The following is a 16,873-nucleotide window of genomic DNA, read 5'->3' on the forward strand; positions in this document are numbered from 1 at the left end:
GGCCTCCCTGCTGGCACTGCTGGAGCCGGGCGACGAGGTCATCGCCCTGGAGCCCTACTACGACTCCTACGCCGCCGGTATCGCGCTGGCGGGCCCCGCTCCGACCCGTCCCCTCCCGTGGGGGGATGAATAAACCTTGGTGGGGGTGATGGTCGGTGGTCCGGTGCACCTCGCGAAGCGGGAGTGAATCGTCCTACGGACGCCCGCCCCCACTCACCGTCACTACTCCCCCAACGGGAGGGGACGGGCCGGAGGGGCCTGGTGTGTGGACGTAAAGCGAAGCAGTCCACACACCAGGCCCCGGAGGTCCGTCACCGCACCCGACACCCACCCGCCCGCCGCAGGCGCAACGGCGAGGTCCCAGACGGCGGGACAGCCGAAAACGTGGGCCGAAGGCAAAGCGCAGCGCTTGGCGCAACGGCGAGGTCCCAGACGGCGGGACAGCCGAAAACGTGGGCCGCCAAGCAAAACGCTCAGTGAAACGTGTGGGACTCAGCCGGGAAGCTGCCCCCGACGACGTCCTCCGCGAATGCCTTGGCCGCGCCGCCGAGCAGGGACCGCAGGTCGAGGTACTGCTTGACGAACTTCGGGACCCGGCCGGCGGTCATGCCGGCCATGTCGGTCCACACCAGGACCTGCGCGTCGCAGTCCAGGCCGGCGCCGATGCCGACGGTCGGGATGTAGAGCGAACGGGTGACCTCGGCGGCGAGCTCGGCGGGTACGGCCTCCAGGACGACGGCGAACGCGCCGGCGTCCTGCACCGCCTTGGCGTCCCGCAGCAACTGCTGGGCCGCCTCCTCGCCGCGGCCCTGGACGGGGTAGCCGCCGAAGGCGTTGACCGACTGCGGGGTCAGCCCGACATGCGCCATCACCGGAATGCCGGACGAGACCAGCAGCTCCACCTGCTCGGCGGAGCGCTCACCGCCCTCCAGCTTGACGGCGCCCACACCTGCTTCCTTCACCAGCCGGGTGGCGTTGCGCAGCGCCTGCACCGGCCCTTCCTGGTACGCGCCGAACGGCAGATCGCCGATGACCAGCGCGCGCTTGGTGCCCCGGACGACCGCCGCGGACAGCAGGGTGATCTCGTCCATGGTGACCGGCACGGTGGATTCGTAGCCGAGGTGGCAGTTGCCCATCGAGTCGCCGACGAGCAGGACGGGAATCCCGGCCTCGTCGAAGACGGAGGCGGTCATCGCGTCGTAGGCGGTGAGCATCGGCCACTTCTCGCCGCGCTCCTTGGCGGCGGCGATATCACGGACGGTGACCCGGCGCGATCCGGTGCCTCCGTAGAGCGACTTGTCGACCGGCTTCTGGGCAGGCGAAAGCTGCGTCATGGTGACGGCTCCTGTTCATCATCTCGAGGCACCCTGACGGCGTCCCCGGACTCCCCTCCATGCTGGCACGGCCCGCGCACAAAGGAAAAGGGAGCGGGGGCAGCCGGTCCGTTCACCCGGAGGAGGGCACACCCCGGGGGAAATTACGATACGGAACGGGGTCGTATCGAAAAACAGCTAGGGTGACGGCATGGCCACCTCTCCCACCGCCCCGGGCGCACCGCCGGCCCGCCAGATCCCGGACCGCATCCACCGCCGCCGCTGGGCGATCCTGTCCACCCTCATGCTCAGCCTGCTGATCGTGGTGCTGGACAACTCGATCCTCAACGTCGCCATGAAGACGATCGCCACCCCGGCCCCCGTTGGCCTCGGCGCCACGCAGAGCGAGCTGGAGTGGGCGATCAACTCCTACACCCTGGTCTTCGCCGGCCTGCTGTTCACCGCGGGTCTGCTGGGCGACCGTGTCGGCCGCAAGAAGGTGCTGCTCTTCGGTCTGGCCGTCTTCGGTGCCGGATCGGTGCTGGCCGGGGTTTCCGGCTCGCCCACCGAGCTGATCGCCTTCCGTGCCGTGATGGGTCTGGGCGGCGCCTTCGTCATGCCCGCCACTCTCGCGATCCTGATGAACGTCTTCGAGCGGGAGGAGCAGCCCCGGGCGATCGGCATCTGGGCCGGCGGGGTGGGCATCGCCATCGCGGTCGGCCCGATCGCCGGCGGGCTGCTGCTGGATCACTTCTGGTGGGGCTCGGTCTTCATGATCAATGCCCCGATCGTGCTGCTCTCGCTGGTCGCGATGCTGGTCCTGGTGCCCGACTCCAAGGACCCGCACCCCGGCCGGATGGACCCGTTCGGGGTGCTGCTGTCCGTCGTGGGGCTGGTGCTGCTGGTCTACGGCATCATCAAGGGCGGTCAGCTCGCCGACTTCACCGACCCGCAGGTGGTCGGCACGGTCGTCGGCGGCCTGGTGGTGCTGACCGTCTTCGTGCTGCACCAGAAGCGCAGCGACCATCCGTCCATCGACGTCAGCTACTTCCGCAAGCCCGCCTTCTCGGCCGCCATCGCCGCCATCGCGCTGGTCTTCTTCGCGCTGATGGGCGTCTCGTTCTTCGCCGTCTTCTACATCCAGAGTGTGCGCGGCTACAGCCCGCTGCAGGCCGGGCTGCTGTTCCTGCCGCTGGCCGCCGCCCAGATGATGTTCGCGCCGCGGGCCCGGCTGGCCGTGGACCGCTACGGGGCCCGCGCGGTGTGCACCTTCAGCATGTTCGTGGTGGCCGACACCATGCTGGGTCTGCTGCTGCTGAGCAAGGACACCCCGATCTGGATCATGGAGGCGCTGCTCTTCCTGCAGGGTGCCGGTATGGCGCACATCATGCCGCCGGCCACCGTCGCGGTCATGCAGTCGCTGCCCCGGGAGAAGGCCGGCTCCGGGTCGGCGCTCAACAACGTCTTCCGGCAGGTCGGCGGCACCCTGGGCGTCGCCGTCCTCGGCTCGCTGCTGTCGACGAGCTACCGCGACGGCATTCAGGACAAGCTCGACGCGGTGCCGGGACTGCCGGCCGCCGCCCGGCACGCGGCCGGCGAATCCATCGAGGCGACCCTCGGTCTCGCGGACCGGATGGGCCCGGCCGGCCGGCCGCTGGCCGCCGCGGCCGACGAGGCCTTCATCCACGCCATGCACATCACCGCGCTCGGTTCGGCCGCCGTCGCGCTGCTCGGGGCCCTGGTGAGCGTGTTGTTCCTGCCGGGCAAAATGGAACCGGCGCCGCAGGCGGCGGAGCCCCAGGAAGAGCGGAAGGCGGGCGTACAGGGATGAGCCGGGCGGCGGAGGAACCCGAGGGCGCGGCAGCCGGGGGGCGGCCGGGTCCGGCGGCCCCCGCGGGCCGCGGCCGGCCGCGCAGCGCCGCGGCCGACTCCGCCATCATCGAGGCCGTGCTGCGCCTGATCGAGGACGGGGTCTCCATAGGCGAGTTGTCCATGGAACGCATCGCCCGCGAGGCGGGCGTCGGCAAGGCCACGGTCTACCGCCGCTGGTCCGGCAAGAGCGCCCTGATGCTCGATGCCATGCGCTCCCTGGACGTACCGAGCCCGCCGCCGGCCGGCCTATCGGTGCGCGACGACCTGGTCGCGCTGCTGGAGTTCCTGCGCCGCCGCGGACTCGCCAAGCGCAGCTCCGCGCTGCTGCGCACCCTCGTCAGTCATGTCCAGGCGCAGCCGGAGCTGTGGGCCGAGTATCACGACACGGTCGTACGGGCCCGCCGGGAGGCGCTGCTCGGGGTGCTCCGGCGCGGTGTGGCGAGCGGTGAGATCCGCGCCGACCGCGATCTGGAGACCCTCGCCGATCTCTTCGTCGGCCCGATGCTGGCCCGCGCGCTCCTCCACGAGTGGAAGGAGCTGCCCGAGGGGCTCTCGGCGGATATCGTCGACACGGTCCTGGAGGGCGTCCGGCCGGCCGCGAGTACGGCGCGCACGGCAGGCTGAACTCCCCGGCGGCCGCGCCGGGTTGGGCGCTCCGGAACCTTCCGCCGCACGGCCCGGGAATCCGCTGCAGGACGGGCCGCGCACCCGCCGGACGAACCGCCCGAAGCTCCGCCGTATGACCGGATCATGCCCGTTCTGTCACAGCCGTTGTCAGAGCCCCCGGGGCCGGAACCCCGACCCGTCACCGCGCCGTCCTCACTTCTAAGAAAGCGCATTACGGGCCATCGCCTAGGGTCGGAGACCACAGGCGAGGCGCAGCGACGCAAGGTAGTGAGGACAGCGACATGGCGCAGGCATATATGACGGAGCCGGGACAGGGGCACACCCCCGGGCAGGCCGGTTCCCGGGCCGAACGCCTGCGGAACTGGTGGCGCCCCGAGGGCACCTGGCGGCGCGGCCTGGTGCTCGCGGTGCTCGCCATCCTGCTCGGGCTGCTGATGATTCTTCACGCGAAGGTCCCCAACACCCCGGGAAACTGGGGCAGTCTGCTGGAGACCTTCCTGCCGTGGGTGGGGCTGGGCATCCCGCTGCTGCTCATCGCCGCGGTGCTGCGCCGCTCGGCGAGCGCGCTGGTCGCCCTGGTGCTGCCGGTCTTCGTGTGGGTCAACCTCTTCGGGGGTCAGGTCACCGACAAGGCCGGCGAGGGCGGCAACGTCACCGTCCTCACCCACAACGTCAATGTCGCCAACCCCGATCCGGCGGGCACTGCCAAGGACCTCGTGGCGTCCGGCGCCGATGTGGTGGCCCTGGAGGAGCTGTCCGGGAACGCGCTGGCGACCTACCGTCAGGGGCTGGCGAAGGCGTATCCGTACCACACGATCGAGGGCACGGTCGGTCTGTGGAGCAAGCGCCCGCTGACCGACACCCGGCCGGTGGACACCAAGATGGGGTGGAACCGCGCGCTGCGGGCCACCGTCACCGCCGCCGACGGCCAGCAGTTCGCCGTGTATGTCGCCCATCTGCCGTCGGTACGGGTCAACGCGGAGAAGGGCTTCACCGCCAACCGGCGCGACGCCAGCGTCGCGGCGCTGGGTGAGGCGATCGCCGCCGACCCGGTGAAGAAGGTCGTGCTGCTCGGCGACCTCAACGGCACCATGAACGACCGCTCGCTGGCCCCGGTCACCTCCCAGATGCGCTCCGCCCAGGGTGCCGCGGGTGACGGCTTCGGCTTCAGCTGGCCGGCGGCGTTCCCGATGGCGCGGATCGACCAGATCATGATGAAGGGGATGGACCCGGTCAAGGCCTGGGTGATGCCCTCGACCGGCAGTGACCACCTTCCGGTCGCGGCGTCGGTGAAGCTCTGACGGACGGCGGGGCGCGCGGCCGACGGAGATCGGAAACGGGTTCGTCACGCCCCGTTCTCCGGCCGGAATACTGGGCCTGAGAGACTTTGTTCCGTAAGAGAACTTAAGGCTTACGGTCCGCTGTGCGCGTGCCCGCCCGCACGCAACACCCTCGAAAGGTCTTTCATGCCCTTGGCTCTGCTCGCTCTCGCGATCTCGGCCTTCGGTATCGGCACCACGGAGTTCGTGATGATGGGCCTGCTGCCCAACGTCGCGGACGATCTGGGCACCTCGGTGCCCACCGCCGGCTACCTCGTCTCCGCCTATGCCCTCGGCGTCGTCATCGGCGCCCCGCTCCTGACCGCCCTCGGCTCCCGCATCCCGCGCAAGCGGATGCTGGTCTGGCTGATGGCGGTCTTCACGGTCGGCAACCTCGCCTCCGCACTGGCCCCCACCTTCGGTCTGCTGATCGCCGGCCGGCTGCTGGCCGGCCTTCCGCACGGAGCGTTCTTCGGCGTCGGCGCGGTGGTCGCCGCCCGGCTGGTGCGCGAGGGCCGCCAGGCCCGCGCGGTCGCCACGATGTTCCTCGGTCTGACGATCGCCAACATCATCGGCGTGCCCGCCGCGACCCTCCTGGGCCAGCAGTTCGGCTGGCGCGCCACCTTCCTCATCGTGGCCGCCATCGGCCTGGTCGCGATGGCCTCCCTGGCCCGGCTGGTCCCCCCGCTGCCGGCCGACGAGCGCACCGGCCTGGGCCGTGAGCTGCGGGCGCTGGGCAACCGTCAGGTGCTGCTCGGCCTGCTCACCACCGTCTTCGGCTTCGCCGGGATCTTCGCCGTCTACAGCTACCTCGCGTCGATGATGACCGAGGTCACCGGCTTCGCGGAGGGCTCGGTCCCGGTGGTCCTCGCCCTCTTCGGCATCGGGATGACCCTCGGCGCGCTCGCCGCGGGGCCGCTCACCGACCGGGCCCTGCGCCCGACCCTGTACGGCTCGCTGGCCGCCCTGGCCCTCGTCCTGACCGCCTTCCACTTCACCGCCCAGGTGACATGGGCGGCACTGGTCACGGTCGTCGTCATCGGTGCCGTCGGCTTCCTGACCACCACCCCGCTCCAGATGCTGGTCATGAACAAGGCCCAGCAGGCCCCGACCCTGGCTGCCGCCTCCAACCAGTCCGCCTTCAACCTCGCCAACGCCGGCGGTGCCTGGGTCGGCGGCCTGGCCCTGGCGGCCGGCTGGGGCTGGACCTCCCCGACGCTGGTCGGAGCGGTCCTGGCGGCCCTCGGTCTGGCCGTCGCCCTGCTGGCCGGCTTCCTGGACCGCGGCGCCCAGGACACGTCCCGGATCGTGGCCCGCAGCGGCGAGACGGACACGGCGCAGGCCACCGGGGCGGCGGTGCCGGCCAGGGACCGGACCGGCTGACGGCGGACGGCGCACGGCGGACGGCTGACGGCTCCGTCAGTCCCCTTCCCGCCAGTGGTTGGTGATCGGCAGTCTGCGGTCCTTGCCGAAGCCCTTCGCGGAGATCTTGGGGCCCGGCGGGTACTGGCGGCGCTTGTACTCGGCGTGGTCGACCATCCGCAGCACCCGCGTCACCAGGCCGGCGTCGAAGCCCTGCGCGGTGATCTCCTCCCGGCCGTGGTCGCGGTCGACATAGAGCTCCAGGATGCGGTCCAGGACGGCGTAGTCGGGGAGTGAGTCGGTGTCGACCTGGCCGGGGCGGAGTTCGGCGCTCGGGGGTTTGGTGAGGGTGTTCTCCGGGATCGGCGGGGTCTGGCCGCGGTCGGCGGCGGCCTGGTTGCGCCAGCGGGCCAGCTGGTAGACGACGGTTTTGTAGACGTCCTTGATGGGGCCGTAGCCGCCCACCGAGTCGCCGTAGAGGGTCGAATAGCCGCAGGCCAGCTCGGACTTGTTGCCGGGGGCGAGGACCAGATGGCCCTCCTGGTTGGAGAGGGCCATCAGGGTGGTGCCCCGGAGGCGCGACTGCAGATTCTCCTCGGCCAGACCGGTCAGCGGCAGCGCGGCCATGTAGGCGTCGAACATCGGGCCGATCGGCACCGTACGGAAGGACAGGCCCGTACGGCGGGCGAGTTCGGCGGCGTCGGTGAGGGAGTGCTCCGACGAATACCGGGAGGGCATCGCCACCGCATGCACCTGGCCCGCCCCCAGCGCGTCACAGGCCAGGGTGGCGACCAGCGCGGAGTCGATCCCGCCGGACAGGCCGAGCACCACACTGCGGAAGCCGTTCTTGGCGACATAGGCCCGCAGGCCCACGACCAGCGCGGTGTAGATCTCCTCCAGGTCCGTGAGGCGTTCGGCCGTACCGCCGAGGGTCTCGGGAGGGTAGGGCGGCAGGGGGGCGGGGGAGAGGGTGACATGGGTGATGCGCAGCCCGTCGTCCACCACGCCCGAGGGCGGTTCGGGCGCCGCGGCCGGCAGGTCCAGGTCGACCAGCACACAGCCCTCCGCGAACTGCGGTGCCCGCGCGATCACCCCGCCGTCCTTGTCGACCACGATCGAGTCGCCGTCGAAGACCAGCTCGTCCTGCCCGCCGATCATCGCCAGATAGGCGGTGGTGCAGCCGGCCTCCCGGGCCCGCCTGCGGACCAGCTCCAGCCGGGTGTCGTCCTTGTCCCGCTCGTACGGCGAGGCATTGACCGACACCAGCAGCCCGGCGCCCGCGCTGCGTGTCGCCGGCACCCGGCCGCCGTCCTGCCACAGGTCCTCGCAGATGGCGAGCGCCACATCCACCCCGTGCACCCGTATGACGGGCAGCGTGTCGCCGGGGACGAAGTAGCGGAACTCGTCGAAGACGCCGTAGTTGGGCAGGTGGTGCTTGGCGAACGACAGGGCGACCTCACCGCGGTACAGCACGGCGGCGGCGTTCTGCGGGGCGCCCGCGGGGCGGCCGTAGCGCGGTTCGGCCTGCGCTCCGCGGTCGAGATAGCCGACGATCACCGGCAGGTCGCCCAGGCCCTGCCCGGCCAGCCGGGCGGCCAGGGCCCGGAGCGCGGCGCGGCTCGCCTCGACGAACGAGGGGCGCAGCGCGAGGTCCTCGACGGGGTATCCGGTCAGCGCCATCTCGGGGAACGCGACGAGGTGTGCGCCCTGGCCGGCGGCGTGCCGGGTCCAGTGCACGATCGTCTCGGCGTTCTGGGCGAGGTCGCCGACACAGGAATCGATCTGATGGAGGGCGAGACGAAGTTGAGGCACCCCGCCAGTCTAATCGTCTTTCTGACGCAATGGGGGGTCGGAGCGGTGCCGGCGGTGCTTCGGGGCGGGTGACGGGCGGCCCCGGTTCTGCTCTCCCCGCCCCGTCGGCCCCGGCCGGACCTGCCGGGGCCGACGGGACGGGGTGCCGCATCCGGCAGCTACTTCTTCCGGTAGCCGAGCACCGTCATCATCCCCGACTCCGAGTGATAGACGTTGTGGCAATGGACCATCCACAGCCCGGGGTTGTCGGCGTCGAAGTCGACGTCGAGGCTGCGCCCCGGCAGCACGAGCGCGCTGTCCTTGCGGGGCCCGCCGTTCGGCAGCGCGAAGTGGTGCCCGTGGATGTGCACGGGGTGCCACATCCTGGTGTGGTTGCGGATGGCGAGCCGTACCCGCTCACCGGCCCGGATCGGGCTCCGGTGCGACGGTGAGTACTGCCTCCCGTTGATCGCCCAGTCGAACTTCGCCATGGAGCCGGTGAGCTTCAGCTTGACGGTGCGGTCGGGGCGGCGGGACACGGCCCGTACGCTCTCGGCCGCCCGGAGCCGGTACGCGCTCAGCAGCCGGCCGTCCAGCTCCTTGGGCCGGGTGGACGTGCCGGGTGCCCGGCCGCCGCCGGTGCGCAGGACGGCCTGTGCCGAGTCCTTCTTGCCCTCGGCGAGCGCGGTCAGCGGGAAGACGCCGTCCTTGGCCGTGACCAGGACGTCATAGCGCTCGCCCATGCCGAGCAGCAGCGCATCGGTCTCGGCGTGCTCGACGGGGAAGCCGTCGGCGTGCGTCACGGTCATGGCGTGGCCGTCGAGCGCGACGCGGTAGGCGGTGTCGGCGCCCGCGTTGAGGAAGCGGATCCGGATGCGGTCGCCGGGCTTGGCGCGGAAGGTCCGCGGATCCTTGGCGAGCCGGCCGTTGATGAGGTGGTAGGGGTAGTCCACATCGCCCGCATCGCCGCCCAGCAGCTTGCTGTAGGAGCCCGTCAGCATCCGCGACGGGCCGCCGGCGGGCGCGGCGCCGGCCATGGCGTGCGTGCCATGATCCCCGCCGCCTCCTGCGGGCTCGCCCTCGTCCCCGTGCATGCCCCCGTGGCCCCTGCTCACGCCCCTGTTCAGCTCGGCCAGCACGTCGTCGGGGGTGCTGCCGTCCACCCCGTCGACCCAGTCGTCGAACACGACGACCCACTCCTTGTCGTAGGAGAGCGGTTCCTTGGGGTCGTCGACGATCAGCGGTGCGTACAGCCCGCGGTCCTGCTGTACGCGGGAGTGCGGATGCAGCCAGTACGTGCCGGGGTGCGAGACCGCGAACCGGTAGGGGAAGGAGACGCCGGGCATGATGGGCCGCTGGGTGAGGGTGGGGACGCCGTCCATGTCGTTGCGCAGCGCCAGTCCGTGCCAGTGCACGGAGGTGGACTGCGGCAGGTGGTTGGCGAGGGTCAGGGCGAGCGTGTCGCCCGCCGTGACCCGGATTTCCTTGCCGGGCAGGTCGTCGCCGTACGCCCAGGTGTCGACGGTACGGCCGCCCAGGTCGATGCGGGTCGGGGTGGCGGTCATCGTGAACTCGCGCACCGGGCCCGCGCCCCGTTTGCGCTCGGCCTCGGCGACCTCCGGGCCGTCCGGGGAGACATAGTCGTCCGGGGTGTCGCGGGGGGAGCCGTGGGCGTGGTCCCTGCCGTCCGTGCCGGAGTGCGGACCGGGGCTGAATTCGCCGGTGGCACGGGCGGCCAGCAGACCGCTGCCGACCACGGCGATACCCGCGCCGAGCAGGGCGCGGCGGGAGTGCGTACGCATGAGAGAAGCACCTCGTGACGGTGTCGCTGGGTGATGTGGGCACGGGGGAGGGGCCACTGCCGCGGACTCCGGTGGGCGTCGGCGGCAGGGGCGCGCTCCTACACGCGCAGCACCGACAGGCGGTTGGGGAGTTTGTGGCGCGGCGGCACGGATATTGGCCACAGGCCGCGCAGCAGACGGGTGCGCAGGGCCGTGAGCAGGCCGGTCGCCCGGCATCCGGTCAGCAGACCGGCACCGAGGAGGACCAGGAGGGCGAGCGTCCACACGGAGAGGGGGGCGTGTCCGCCGTGTCTGCCCGTCGGGCGGCCGGCGGTGTGCAGCGGGACGACGCCGGCGATCAGTGCCGTGAACAGCAGCAGCCGGCCGCACCGAGCGACGGCCTTGCCCTGTTCCCGCATCGCGGACCTCTCGACGGATCGACAAACCGGCGGACGCCGGGGAGGCCGGCACCTCGGAGCCTACCCCCTAGGGGTATAGGCCTCCAGTAGTGGCCCGCCAAGGGAGTGCACCGGACCGGCCGCCGGGCATCCGGTCCTCCCGGCCCTCCCGGTCCGGCCGGCTGCGACCCTCCGTGCCGGCGCCACCGCTTAACTTGCCACCACCCGCCCATTCTTGGCCCTGCCGCGCCACTGGCGTGCCCGGCTTTCCGTGCCACCGGCCGGGTCCACCCGATCACCTGGATGTCCGTGACCCCGGCCAGCCCTTCCGCCCCCGCCTTCCGCCGGATGGCCGCCGCCCTGCCGCGGCTCGGTGGCGGGCCGCGTACGCCGTGTGGGTGCCGCAGGCCGGAAGGGGCGATCGCACGGCCCGGGTCGGCCTGGTGGACGCCTGGGGCAGCCCGGTGTGCGCCCGAACCGCCCACCCTCGCCGCCGGGCTGCCCCGCGCCCTGGGCCCCGCCGCGGGCTCCCCCCCCGCCGGGCCGGGAACGGACCCCTCAATTCCGGGTCAACGAGCCCTCAGCGAGGATCCAAGACTGGGCCAAGCCCCCCGATTGCCGTCACCGGCCGCGCTGAGCCGGTGTGCTGCGGGAAGGATGCGAGGTGAGGGTTACGGGACGGCGGTTCTGGTTCAGGCCAAGGGTGCGTAATGTGACGGTAACCCCCTCACGTGATACTGGTGCCACAGCACGTTGTTCCACGTGGCTGGACAGGCCGATTGACCTGCAAGGATTGGTGACCCATGGACAAGCAGCAGGAGTTTGTGCTCCGAACGCTCGAGGAGCGCGACATCCGCTTCGTACGGCTGTGGTTCACCGATGTGCTCGGGTTCCTCAAGTCCGTGGCGGTGGCCCCCGCGGAGCTGGAGCAGGCCTTCGACGAGGGTATCGGCTTCGACGGCTCGGCCATCGAGGGATTCGCGCGGGTGTACGAATCTGACATGATCGCCAAGCCCGATCCCGGCACCTTCCAGATCCTGCCCTGGCGCGCCGAGGCCCCCGGCACCGCCCGGATGTTCTGCGACATCCTGATGCCGGACGGTTCCCCTTCCTACGCCGATCCGCGCTATGTCCTCAAGCGCATCCTGGCCAAGACCTCCGACCTCGGGTTCACCTTCTACACCCACCCCGAGATCGAGTTCTTCCTGCTCAAGGACAAGCCCGTGGACGGCCAGCGGCCGACCCCCGGTGACTCCTCCGGCTACTTCGACCACACCCCGCAGAACGTCGGCATGGACTTCCGCCGGCAGGCGATCACGATGCTGGAGTCGATGGGCATCTCGGTGGAGTTCAGCCACCACGAGGGCGCCCCCGGCCAGCAGGAGATCGACCTGCGCTACGCCGACGCCCTGTCGACCGCCGACAACATCATGACGTTCCGGCTGGTCATGAAGCAGGTGGCGCTGGAGCAGGGCGTCCAGGCGACGTTCATGCCCAAGCCGTTCTCGGAGTACCCCGGCTCCGGGATGCACACCCACCTCTCGCTCTTCGAGGGCGACCGCAACGCCTTCCACGAGTCCGGCTCGGAGTACCAACTCTCCAAGGTCGGCCGCTCGTTCATCGCCGGTCTGCTGCGGCACGCGGGGGAGATCTCCGCCGTCACCAACCAGTGGGTCAACTCCTACAAGCGCATCTGGGGCGGCGCCAACCGCACCGCGGGCGCCGGCGGCGAGGCCCCCTCGTACATCTGCTGGGGCCACAACAACCGCTCCGCGCTGATCCGCGTGCCGATGTACAAGCCCGGCAAGATGGGCTCGACCCGGGTCGAGGTCCGCTCCATCGACTCCGGCGCCAACCCGTATCTGACGTACGCCGTGCTGCTCGCGGCCGGCCTCAAGGGCATCGAGGAGGGCTACGAGCTCCCGGCCGGCGCCGATGACGACGTCTGGGCGCTGTCCGACTCCGAGCGCCGGGCGATGGGCATCGAGCCGCTGCCGCAGAACCTCGGCGAGGCCATCGAGCTGATGGAGCGCAGCGAACTGGTCGCCGAGACCCTCGGCGAGCACGTCTTCGACTTCTTCCTGCGCAACAAGAAGCAGGAGTGGGAGGAGTACCGCTCCGAGGTCACCGCCTTCGAGCTGCGCAAGATGCTGCCCGTGCTCTGAGCCACCGCGCCACCGAGAGGCTGCACCATGGCACTTCCCGCTCCGCAGGGACGGCGGAGCAGCACCTTCACCCGGCTGCTGAGGCACGGTTTCACCGACCCCTCGGCGGCCGGGGAGCTGCTCGATTCCCCTCCGTTCGCGTCCGTACGCGATGACTCGGTGCTGCTGGAGGCGCTGGGCGCCACCGCGGACCCCGACCTCGCCCTGCACAGTCTGGTCCGTCTGGTCGAGGCCCAGGAGCCGGACGAGCAGCAGGCGCTGCTGAGCACCGTCGTCGCGGCGAAACCGCTGCGCGACCGGCTGCTGGGGGTGCTGGGCGCCTCCGAGGCGCTCGCCGACCACCTCGTCCGGCATCCGCGCGACTGGCAGTCGCTGGTCACCTACGAGTCGGTCGACCTGCACCCCACCACCCCCGAGTTCGAGCTGGCGCTCGCCGAGGGGATCTGGGGCGGACAGAACGCCGAACGGCCGCGCGCGGATGCGCTGCGTACCGCCTACCGCCGCTCCCTGCTGGGCATCGCGGCCCGCGATGTGTGCGGCACGACCGATGTCGCCGAGGCCGCCGCGGAGCTGGCGGACCTGGCCACCGCCACGGTACGGGCCGCCCTGGAGATCAGCTACGAGGAGGCACCCGGCGACGCCGCGGTGTGCCGGCTGGCGGTCATCGGCATGGGCAAATGCGGTGGCCGGGAGCTGAACTATGTCTCGGACGTCGATGTCATCTTCGTCGCGGAGGCCAAGGAGGGCGTGGACGAGGCCAAGGCGCTGCAGGCCGCGACCCGGCTCGCCGCCCGCATGATGCGGCTCTGCTCGGACAACACCGTCGAGGGCACGATCTGGCCGGTGGACGCCAATCTGCGCCCCGAGGGCCGCAACGGCCCGCTGGTGCGCACCCTCTCCAGCCATCTCGCCTACTACCAGCGCTGGGCCAAGACCTGGGAGTTCCAGGCGCTGCTCAAGGCCCGCCCGATGGCCGGTGACCTGCAGCTGGGCCAGGAGTACGTGGACGCGCTGGCGCCGATGGTGTGGGAGGTCGCCGAGCGGGAGAACTTCGTCGCCGATGTGCGCCAGATGCGCCGCCGGGTCGTCGAGAACATCCCCGCGGCGCAGGTCGAGCGGGAGCTCAAGCTCGGCCCCGGCGGGCTGCGCGATGTCGAGTTCGCCGTGCAGCTGCTGCAGCTGGTGCACGGCCGCAGCGATGCCACGCTGCGCAGCGCCACCACGCTCGACGCCCTCGCGGCGCTGGCGGCCGGCGGCTATGTCGGACGCCAGGACGCCGCGGCCCTGGACGCCGCCTACCGCTTCCTGCGCACGCTGGAGCACCGGATCCAGCTCTTCCGGATGCGCCGTACGCATCTGATGCCCGAGGCCGAGGGTGAACTGCGGCGCCTGGCCCGCTCGTTGGGCCTGCGCACCGAACCGGTCGACACCCTCCGCAGGGAGTGGAAGTGGCACGCCCGGGAAGTGCGCCGGCTCCACGAGAAGCTCTTCTACCGTCCGCTGCTCGACGCCGTCGCCCATCTGGAGACCGGTGAGACCCGGCTGTCCGCCAAGGCCGCCGGCCACCGCCTCGAAGCGCTCGGCTATGCCGACCCGGTGGCCGCGCTGCGGCATCTGGAAGCACTGGCGTCCGGCGTGACCCGTAAGGCCGCCATCCAGCGGACGCTGCTGCCGGTGCTGCTCGCGTGGTTCGCGGACTCCGCCGACCCGGACGCCGGACTGCTCAACTTCCGCAAGGTGTCCGACGCGCTCGGCAAGACACCCTGGTATCTGCGGCTGCTGCGCGACGAGGGCGCCGCCGCCGAGAACCTCGCCCGGGTGCTGTCGGCCGGCCGGCTGGCCCCCGATCTGCTGCTGCGCGCCCCCGAGGCGGTCGCCCTGCTGGGCGCCGCCGACGGGCTGCAGCCGCGCGGCCGGGCCGCGCTGGAGCAGGAGGTGCTGGCCGCGGTCGGCCGCGCGGACGGTGCGGAGGCGGCGGTCGCGGCGGCCCGCGGGGTGCGCCGCCGAGAGCTGTTCCGTACGGCCGCCGCGGATGTGATCGGCGCGTACGGCACGGAGTTCAGCCCGGCGGACAACGATCACGGCCACTCCGTCGACGCCGTCGGCTCCGCCGTCTCCGACCTCAATGCCGCCACCCTCGCCGGTGCGCTGCGCGCCGCGGTCCGCGAGCAGTGGGGCGACACCCTGCCCACCCGCTTCGCGGTGATCGGCATGGGCCGCTTCGGCGGCCATGAGCTGAACTACGGCTCGGACGCCGATGTGCTCTTCGTGCACGAACCGCGCGAGGGCGCCGACGAGCAGGAGGCCGCCAAGGCCGCGCACGCCGTCGCCAACGAGATGCGCCGGCTGCTCGAACTCCCCTCCTCCGACCCGCCGTTGCTCATCGACGCGGATCTGCGCCCGGAGGGCAGGTCGGGGCCGCTGGTGCGGACGCTCGCCTCGTACGCGGCCTACTACCGGCGCTGGTCTCTGGTGTGGGAGTCGCAGGCGCTGCTGCGCGCCGAACCGGTCGCGGGCGATATCGAGCTGGGACAGCGGTTCGTCGAGCTGATCGACCCGCTGCGCTACCCCGCCGAGGGCCTGGGCGAGGACGCCGTCCGCGAGATCCGCAAGCTCAAGGCCCGGATGGAGGCCGAGCGGCTGCCCCGCGGCGCGGACCCCACCACCCACGCCAAGCTGGGGCGCGGCGGGCTGAGCGATGTTGAGTGGACGGTACAGCTGCTGCAGATGCAGCACGGCTGGGAGATCCCCGGCCTGCGCACCACCCGCACCCGCGAGGCACTGGCTGCCGCCCACGCCGCCGGCCTGATCGGCACCGAGGACGCCCAGACCCTGGATGAGGCCTGGGTGCTGGCGGCGCGGGTGCGCAACGCCGTGATGGTGGTGCGCGGCCGCCCCGGCGACACCTTCCCGGTCGACGGCCGCGAGGTGGCGGCGGTGGGCCGCTACCTCGGCTACGAAGAGGGCCACATCGGGGAGATGCTCGACGACTACCGCCGGATCACCCGGCGGGCCCGGGGCGTGGTGGAGGAGATCTTCTACGGGGCATGAGCCCCACCGGCCGGCGGTGTGCCCGCGGCGGCGCGCCCGCGGAGGCCGGGCCGGCCGGTGCGCCGACGGCGCCGCGGGGCTGCGGGGCTGCGGGGCTGCGGGGCTGCGGGGCTGCGGGGCTGCGGGGCTGCGGGGCTGCCTCCCGCCGGTCGTGATGCGTGTCGGCCGGTCCCGGTTCCGTGAGGACCGTCACGCTGATTTCTCGTGTCCGGTGTCGACCGGATGACCCGTGCCGGGCGTATGCGGGGTGAAGCGAGAAATCCGGGAGTGGCTGTTGACCGTCGAGGAGTTCGAAGAGTTCTACGCCCAGGCGGTCGCGCGGCTCACGGGGCAGTTGTACGTGATGCTCGGCGACCTGCACGAGGCGCAGGACGTGGTGCAGGAGGCGTTCGTCAAGGGCTGGAGCCGGCGGCGCCAGCTCGACCGCGACGGGCAGCCCGAAGCGTGGATCCGTACGGTCGCCTGGCGGCTGGCCGTGAGCCGGTGGCGTTTTCGGCGGCGTATGGCGGATGCCTGGCAGCGCAGCGGCGCTCCGCCCCACACCGAGGGGCCGGGGCCGGAGCAGGTGGCGCTGGTGGAGGCGCTGCGGGAGCTGCCGCCCAAGCAGCGCCGGACGATGACCCTGCACTACGTGTGCGATCTGACCGTCGAGCAGATCGCGGGGGAGACCGGCCTGTCCGCCAGCACCGTCAAGACGCATCTGGTCAGAGGGCGGGCCGCGCTCGCCGACCGTCTGCAGGATCCGCGCATTGAGGAGGCCCCCGGTGCCTGAGTCCCACGACCCGCTGAGGTCGCTGTTCCAGGAGGCGGCCTCCACCGGGCGGTCCCGCGCACACTGTGTCCCGGTCTCGGCCGTCACCGAGCGCGGTGACCGGGCGCGCCGGCACCGGGTGGCCGCACTCGCGGCCGTGGCCTGCCTGGTCTTCGCAGGCGGCACCGCGGCCGCGGTCACCCTGCTGCCCGAAAGGCCGCATCCGTCCGTCCCGGCCACGCCGGGCCCCTCCAAACCGTCACCCACCCCGCCGCGGACCGGTACCCCCCGTCCGACGAGCACGGCGGAATCCTCGGCCGTCCCCACCTCCACGTCCTCCCGGGGCACCTCCGACGGCACCTCCGCCACCCCGACGCAGCCTCCGACGCAGCCTCCGACGACCCAGCTCAGCTCCACCCGGCTGCCCTGACCCCGCCCACCTC

Annotated in this window: 12 protein-coding genes; 8 read left to right on the plus strand and 4 right to left on the minus strand. The window is 71.9% G+C overall.

Features of this window, described 5'->3' with window-relative positions:
* Positions 1-473: 473 nt before the first annotated feature.
* Positions 474-1,334 carry a 3-methyl-2-oxobutanoate hydroxymethyltransferase gene (gene panB / locus AB0C46_RS38615; RefSeq protein ID WP_362833793.1) on the minus strand — a complete coding sequence of 287 codons (861 nt, stop codon included), beginning with the start codon at positions 1,332-1,334 and terminating at the stop codon, positions 474-476.
* A gap of 190 nt (positions 1,335-1,524) precedes the next feature.
* Between panB and AB0C46_RS38620 the strand changes: the two genes are divergently transcribed.
* The 4 genes from AB0C46_RS38620 (at position 1,525) to AB0C46_RS38635 (ending at position 6,514) form a co-directional block, all read left to right on the plus strand.
* Positions 1,525-3,144, plus strand: coding sequence for an MFS transporter (locus AB0C46_RS38620; protein ID WP_362833794.1), 1,620 nt, complete (start codon positions 1,525-1,527; stop codon positions 3,142-3,144).
* Positions 3,141-3,809 carry a TetR/AcrR family transcriptional regulator gene (locus tag AB0C46_RS38625; protein WP_362833795.1) on the plus strand — a complete coding sequence of 223 codons (669 nt, stop codon included), beginning with the start codon at positions 3,141-3,143 and terminating at the stop codon, positions 3,807-3,809. Before AB0C46_RS38620 ends, AB0C46_RS38625 begins: the two co-directional genes overlap by 4 nt.
* Positions 3,810-4,093: 284 nt before the next feature.
* Complete coding sequence (locus AB0C46_RS38630) at positions 4,094-5,113, plus strand: endonuclease/exonuclease/phosphatase family protein (protein ID WP_362833796.1); 1,020 nt, start codon at positions 4,094-4,096, stop codon at positions 5,111-5,113.
* 165 nt (positions 5,114-5,278) lie between these two features.
* Positions 5,279-6,514, plus strand: coding sequence for an MFS transporter (locus tag AB0C46_RS38635; protein WP_362833797.1), 1,236 nt, complete (start codon positions 5,279-5,281; stop codon positions 6,512-6,514).
* Between the two features lie 36 nt (positions 6,515-6,550).
* On the opposite strand, the gene AB0C46_RS38640 is transcribed toward AB0C46_RS38635, so the two are convergent.
* The 3 genes from AB0C46_RS38640 to AB0C46_RS38650 all read right to left on the minus strand — a co-directional run bounded on the left by AB0C46_RS38640 (position 6,551) and on the right by AB0C46_RS38650 (position 10,484).
* On the minus strand, positions 6,551-8,305 hold the full coding sequence (locus AB0C46_RS38640; protein ID WP_362833798.1) for an NAD+ synthase: 1,755 nt from the start codon (positions 8,303-8,305) through the stop codon (positions 6,551-6,553).
* 158 nt (positions 8,306-8,463) lie between these two features.
* Positions 8,464-10,086, minus strand: coding sequence for a multicopper oxidase family protein (locus tag AB0C46_RS38645; RefSeq protein WP_362833799.1), 1,623 nt, complete (start codon positions 10,084-10,086; stop codon positions 8,464-8,466).
* A 98-nt stretch (positions 10,087-10,184) separates the two neighbouring features.
* A complete protein-coding gene (locus tag AB0C46_RS38650; RefSeq protein ID WP_362833800.1) occupies positions 10,185-10,484 on the minus strand; it encodes a hypothetical protein in 300 nt (99 codons plus the stop codon).
* A gap of 782 nt (positions 10,485-11,266) precedes the next feature.
* On the opposite strand from AB0C46_RS38650, the gene glnA reads away from it, so the two are divergent.
* The 4 genes from glnA to AB0C46_RS38670 all read left to right on the plus strand — a co-directional run bounded on the left by glnA (position 11,267) and on the right by AB0C46_RS38670 (position 16,860).
* A complete protein-coding gene (gene glnA, locus AB0C46_RS38655) occupies positions 11,267-12,628 on the plus strand; it encodes a type I glutamate--ammonia ligase (protein ID WP_018090204.1) in 1,362 nt (453 codons plus the stop codon).
* Positions 12,629-12,655: 27 nt separating this feature from the next.
* The gene (locus AB0C46_RS38660) at positions 12,656-15,679 is read left to right on the plus strand and encodes a bifunctional [glutamine synthetase] adenylyltransferase/[glutamine synthetase]-adenylyl-L-tyrosine phosphorylase (RefSeq protein ID WP_362833801.1); all 3,024 of its coding nucleotides are present in this window, start codon (positions 12,656-12,658) and stop codon (positions 15,677-15,679) included.
* Between the two features lie 274 nt (positions 15,680-15,953).
* The gene (locus tag AB0C46_RS38665) at positions 15,954-16,451 is read left to right on the plus strand and encodes a SigE family RNA polymerase sigma factor (protein WP_362833820.1); all 498 of its coding nucleotides are present in this window, start codon (positions 15,954-15,956) and stop codon (positions 16,449-16,451) included.
* Positions 16,444-16,860, plus strand: coding sequence for a hypothetical protein (locus AB0C46_RS38670; protein WP_362833802.1), 417 nt, complete (start codon positions 16,444-16,446; stop codon positions 16,858-16,860). Before AB0C46_RS38665 ends, AB0C46_RS38670 begins: the two co-directional genes overlap by 8 nt.
* Positions 16,861-16,873: the final 13 nt, after the last annotated feature.

Origin of the sequence: Streptomyces sp. NPDC048637, assembly GCF_040650675.1 — a bacterium.
Taxonomy (GTDB): Bacteria; Actinomycetota; Actinomycetes; order Streptomycetales; family Streptomycetaceae; genus Streptomyces.